The organism is Parolsenella sp. (genome assembly GCF_982402205.1).
Window position 1 is genome coordinate 1 of sequence record NZ_CEVYAT010000106.1, and the last position, 5,601, is coordinate 5,601.

General features: G+C 65.6%; 4 protein-coding genes and 1 pseudogene. 3 read left to right on the plus strand and 2 right to left on the minus strand.

The genetic code is table 11. The features are described from left to right. Positions 1 to 265: 265 nt before the first annotated feature. Complete coding sequence (gene pta, locus AC1VTH_RS06185) at positions 266 to 1,276, minus strand: phosphate acetyltransferase (RefSeq protein WP_481335296.1); 1,011 nt, start codon at positions 1,274 to 1,276, stop codon at positions 266 to 268. A 121-nt stretch (positions 1,277 to 1,397) separates the two neighbouring features. On the opposite strand from pta, the gene glf reads away from it, so the two are divergent. Then, a complete protein-coding gene (glf, locus tag AC1VTH_RS06190) occupies positions 1,398 to 2,600 on the plus strand; it encodes a UDP-galactopyranose mutase (RefSeq protein ID WP_293672837.1) in 1,203 nt (400 codons plus the stop codon). An 87-nt stretch (positions 2,601 to 2,687) separates the two neighbouring features. Next, positions 2,688 to 3,728 carry a glycosyltransferase gene (locus AC1VTH_RS06195; protein WP_481335298.1) on the plus strand — a complete coding sequence of 347 codons (1,041 nt, stop codon included), beginning with the start codon at positions 2,688 to 2,690 and terminating at the stop codon, positions 3,726 to 3,728. Positions 3,729 to 3,904: 176 nt separating this feature from the next. On the opposite strand, the gene AC1VTH_RS06200 is transcribed toward AC1VTH_RS06195, so the two are convergent. Next, positions 3,905 to 4,798, minus strand: a complete 894-nt coding sequence (locus tag AC1VTH_RS06200) for a TrmH family RNA methyltransferase (RefSeq protein ID WP_481335300.1) — start codon at positions 4,796 to 4,798, stop codon at positions 3,905 to 3,907. A gap of 247 nt (positions 4,799 to 5,045) precedes the next feature. On the opposite strand from AC1VTH_RS06200, the pseudogene AC1VTH_RS06205 reads away from it, so the two are divergent. Further along, positions 5,046 to 5,601, plus strand: a pseudogene (locus tag AC1VTH_RS06205) (hypothetical protein); the annotation flags it as partial.

Consider the following 5,601-nt stretch of genomic DNA (forward strand, 5'->3'; position numbering starts at 1 on the left):
GTCTCGCCTCCATGTTCGAGCGCCACGCGCGCGACCGCTACCCCGACCTCGACGAGGCAGTGGCCGCCGCGGGCCCGCACCCCCTGACATAAGCTGGGACAAAATAGCCCGGAGCTTTATCGTCCCATAATCGCAAGAGGAGCGGCACAGCAACCCTCCCTGGCCCAACCGCCCAAAACGAGCAAGGCCCCCGAGCCGTGAGGTTCGGGGGCCTTGCTTGTGAGCCGGGCTTATGAAAGCCGCGTACGGGCGAGTGCCGAAAGGGCTACTCGGCCATCTGGGCCTGGACGGCCGTGATGGCGACGACGCCCACGATGTCGTCGGCGCTGCAGCCACGCGACAGATCGTTGACCGGCTTGGCGATGCCCTGAAGTGCGGGGCCGTAGGCCTCGGCACCGCCGAAGCGCTGGACGAGCTTGTAGCCGATGTTGCCCGCCTCGAGGTCCGGGAAGACCAGGATGTTGGCGTGGCCGGCGACCTCGGAGCCCGGGGCCTTGAGGTCGGCGACGGACTGGACGAGGGCGGCATCGAGCTGCAGGTCGCCGTCGAGGGCGAGCTCGGGGGCCTTCTCGTGGGCGAGCTTGGTGGCCTCCTGGACCTTCTCGGGGACCTCACCCTTGGCGGAGCCCTTCGTGGAGAACGACAGCATGGCGATCTTGGGGTCGACGTCGCCCATGAAGGCCTTCCAGCTCTCGGCGGAGGCGATGGCGATCTCGGAGAGCTCGTCGGCGTTGGGGTCGATGTTCAGGCCGCAGTCGGCGAACATGAGCGTGCCCTCGGCGCCGTACTCGGGGGTCTTGGTGCACATGATGAAGAAGGCCGAGACGAGCTTGGTGCCCGGCGCGGTCTTGAGGATCTGCAGGGCCGGGCGCAGGGTGTTGGCCGTGGAGTGGCAGGCGCCGGAGACCAAGCCGTCGGCGTCGCCCATCTTGACCATCATGGTGCCGAAATAGGTGGCGTCGTTCATCTGCTCGCGGGCCTGCTCGATGGTGACGCCCTTCTTGGCGCGCAACTCGGCGAACTTCTCGGCATAGGCCTCGTGCTTCTCGGCGTTCTTGGGGTCGATGACGGTGACGCCCTCGACGCTGATCTGCTCGGGGTCGCCCAGGATGATCAGGTTGGCCAGATCCTCCTCGACGATCTTCTTGGCGGCCTCGATGGTGCGCGGGTCCTCGCCCTCGGGAAGGACGATGGTCTTCTTGTCAGCCTTGGCGGCGGACTTCATACGCTGCAGAAAATCGCTCATTTCGCTCCTTTTTTGGCGTTTTGCTGGCATCAGGTGACACCGTGCCCATTATAGGAGCGCGTGATATAGAATCACTAAAGATTTTGGGGCGCACGCAACCGATTGTGGGAGCGTGCGTCTCGCGTGACTACAGTTTGTCGAGAGGATTCGAATGGGTATCGCTAGTGGGCTCCCCGCCGGCTTCAACGCCGACACGTACGACATGATCGTCGTCGGTGCCGGTTACGCTGGCTCCGTCTGCGCACGCCGCCTTGCCGAGGCCTGCGGCTTCCGCGTCGCCGTCATCGAGCGTCGCGACCACATCGCGGGCAACGCCTATGACTACGTCGACGACGCGGGCATCCTGGTCCACAAGTACGGTCCTCACATCTACCACACCCAGAGCGACCGCGTCCACCAGTTCCTCTCCCGCTTCACCGAGTGGACCAACTACCAGCACAAGGTGCTCGCCAACATCCACGGCACTCTCATGCCGGTCCCGTTCAACCACAAGAGCCTCAAGCTCGCCTTTGGCGAGGAGCGCGGCGAGGCCCTCTACCGCAAGCTCGTCGAGACCTTTGGCGAGAACAAGAAGGTCCCCATTCTCGAGCTGCGCGAGAAGAACGACCCCGACCTGCAGGAGGTCGCCGACTACGTCTACGAGAACGTGTTCCTCCACTACACGATGAAGCAGTGGGGCACCACGCCCGACCAGGTCGACCCCTCCGTCACCGGCCGCGTGCCGGTCTTCGTGGGCGATGACGAGCGCTACTTCCCGCGCGTCGCCCATCAGGGCATGCCGGCCGAGGGCTACACCAAGCTCTTCGAGCGCCTGCTCGACCACGACCTCATCGACGTCTTCCTTGACGTCGACGTCCGCGACATCCTTACGGTCGACGAGGACTACGCCAAGGTCTGCGGCAAGCCCTACGGCGGCGAGATCGTCTACACCGGCCCGCTCGACGAGCTCTTTGGCCTCGACCTGGGCGCGCTTCCGTACCGCACGCTTGACATGGAGTTCGAGACCCTCGACCAGGACCAGTTCCAGCCCGTGGGCACCGTGAACTACACCACGAGCGAGGACTTCACGCGCATCACCGAGTTCAAGAACATGACCGGCCAGGTCGTGCCCGGCAAGACCACGATCATGCGCGAGTACTCCAAGGCCTACACGCCTGAGAGCGGCGAGACCCCCTACTACGCGATCCTCGAGGACGAGAACAAGGCACTCTACCAGCGCTACCTCGCCCGCGTGAGCCGCCTCACCAACTTCCACCCGGTGGGCCGCCTCGCCGAGTACCGCTACTACGACATGGACGGCGTCGTGGCGAGCGCCCTCGACCTGTCCGACGAGCTCGTCGCAGCCCACAATTAAACGACCGCGCCGCGCGCCCGGCAAGCCCCGGGCGCGTCTGCGCACGAGACACCAGGAGGCCCATTCGGGCACCCCAGGGAGTGAACCGTGACTACAGGCAAGACCATCACCTTCGGCATTCCGTGCTACAACTCGGCGGAGTACATGGACCATTGCATCACCTCGATCCTCGAGGGCAGCGACTACGCCGACGACGTGCAGATCGTCGTCGTCGACGACGGCTCCACGAAGGACAACACCTACGAGAAGGCGCTCGAGTGGCAGAACCGCTACCCGAACATCGTCGAGGCCGTGCACCAGGAGAACGGTGGCCACGGCATGGCCGTGCTCGCCGCGCTCGAGCACGCCAAGGGCCTGTACTTCAAGGTTGTCGACTCCGACGACTGGCTCGACGACGACGCCCTCTCCAAGCTGCTCTCGACCCTGCGCGACTTCGAGTGGCGCGACATGCGTGTCGACCTCGTCATCACCAACTACGTCTACGAGCACGTCGAGGACAACACGCAGAACGTCATCGACTACAAGTACGTGCTCAAGCGCAACAAGGTCATCACCTGGGACAAGATCGGCCACTTCAACATGGCCCAGAACCTGCTGATGCACTCGCTGTGCTACCGTACCGACATCCTGCGCGACGGCGGCGTGCCCATGCCCGCCCACACCTTCTACGTGGACAACATCTACGCCTACGTGCCGCTGCCGCGCTGCAAGACCCTCTACTACCTCGACGTCGACCTCTACCGCTACTTCATCGGCCGAGAGGACCAGTCGGTCAACGAGAAGGTCATGGTGAGTCGCATCGACCAGCAGCTGCGCATTACGCGCATCATGATGGACGCCTACCACCTCTACGACGACGTCAAGATCCCCGAGCTGCGCAGCTACATGATTGGCTACTTCACCCTCATGATGGCCGCGTGCTCGATCTTCTCGCGCATGTCCGACGCGCCCGACGCGATGGAGAACTGCGAGGCGCTCTGGGAGCACCTCAGGGAGTACGACAAGCGCATGTACCGCCGCGCCCGCATGGGCATCGTGGGCCTTGCCACGAACCTCCCCACCAAGGTGGGCGAGAAGTTCACGCTGGGCATCTACCGCATCGCCTCGAAGCTCGTGAAGTTCAACTAGGCCGAGCTCGCGGGCTAGACCGTGCTCTTACAAAGCAGGAGGGCCGTCCGGGCGACTCGGGCGGCCCTCCTGCTATTTCTAGGACACTTCCGCCCGTGGACACTTCCGCCCGTAGCTTTTCTGTCCCAAACTGCAGGAAAAGTGGGACAGATAGGCTACGGGCGAAACTGTCCCAGTTAGTGACAGAGCTCCCAGAAGGCTACGGCCGTGGCGGCCGCGACGTTGAGCGAGTCGACCCCGTGCTGCATGGGGATGCGCACGGTCACGTCGCAGGCCTCGATCGTGGAGTTTGCAAGGCCGTCACCCTCGGTGCCAAAGAGCATTGCGAGCCTGTCGATGCCGCGCAGGCGCTCGTCCCCAAGCGAGTAGGAGTCGTCGCGCAGCGCGAGCGCCGCCGTCTTGAAGCCGCGGTCGCGCAGCAGGCCAATGCCGTCCGTCCCGCCCTGCTTAGCAGGCCAGCTGCCAAAGCGCGCCCACGGCACCTGGAAGACCGTGCCCATGCTCACGCGAACGGCGCGGCGCACGAGCGGGTCGCAGCAGGTGGGGGTGAGAAGGACGGCGTCTATCCCCAGGGCCGCGGCACTCCTCATCGCGGCGCCCACGTTCGTGGCGTCGGTGACGCCTTCGAGGACGGCGAGGCGGCGGGCGTCAGGCAGCTCGTTCAGCAGCGCGGCGGCGCTCCTCTCGGCGGGGCGGCGCATGGCGCACAGCACGCCGCGGGTCACGTTGTAGCCCACGAGGCGGCAGATCTGCTCGTGGGGGAGTACATAGATGGGCACGTCGGGCGTGGGCACGATGCTCACGTGCCCCGCGCTCTCGCGCACCTCCCCGCCATTCGCGAGGGAGAGGACGTCTGCCACGAGGTTCGCCTCGGTCTCGAGCTGGCGCTCCTCGAGCAGAAGCGACAAGGGGGCAAGCCCACTTGCCAGCGCCACGCGCACGACCTTCTCGGACTCCGCCACGAGAATCGAGGCGTTGCGCTCGAGGCGGCTGCGCAGCTGGCGCTCGGTGAGGCGCACGTAGACGTCGAGGCGGGGGTCGTCTGCCGTGTCAATTCGTACGATGCCCAAGGTTTCCTCCCCTTGGCCGGGCGCTCCCGGCCCCGCGCGCCGCCATGGCTGGACGGCGCGTCTGTTCCTTAAATTGGCTCCTATCGGCGGGGGTGAGCGTCCCCGCCATGCGCTACCATACAGCATGCACAAGATTCGAGGAAACGTCTTGGCCGCATCCGTCGCGGCTGCTAGGGGAATCGCAATGGGCAAGGTATTTGGCGGCGGTAAGGCCGCTCGGGGTAAGCACGCGGCAAGGGGCGGGGCAGTGCCCACGGCCACCCTCCTGGGTGCCGAGCCCGCCGCGCCTCAGTCTCCCGCGCCGGGCATGCCCTCAGACCCCGCTCCCAAGGATGGCCGTGGCCGCAAGGTGGCGCTCATCGTCGTGGGCGTCCTCGTGGGTGTCGTCGCGGCTGTCTATCTCGTGGGATTTGCGGTCTTCTCGTTCATCTTCTATCCCAACACGCAGCTCAACGGGGCCGACGTGTCGCTCAGGCCTGCCTCCGAGGTGAGCGAGGCCGCGGCCTCGGGGCTCGACTCGTTCACCGCAGAGATTGAGGGCGACGGGTTCTCGACCACGCTCAAGGGTACCGACGTCGACCTCGCGTTTGACACGGCCGCCTATGCCCGCGCGCTTCTGGGCCAGCAGACGGCCTGGGCCTGGCCCGTGTGCGTCATGGGAGAGCACCAGATCGAGAGCGCGGGCGGCGCCACCTATGACGCCGACAAGCTCAAGAACGTGCTGGGCGGCGCCATCTCGACCTTCAACGAGGGCGCCACGCAGCCCGTCGACGCCACGATTGGCTTTGACGAGGCGAGCCAGG

What these genes read in the sequence shown, in the direction of transcription:
- glf (WP_293672837.1), top strand. Translation starts at nt 1,398, where the DNA reads ATGGGTATCGCTAGTGGGCTCCCCGCCGGCTTCAACGCCGACACGTAC.
- pta (WP_481335296.1), bottom strand. Translation starts at nt 1,276, where the DNA reads ATGCCAGCAAAACGCCAAAAAAGGAGCGAAATGAGCGATTTTCTGCAG.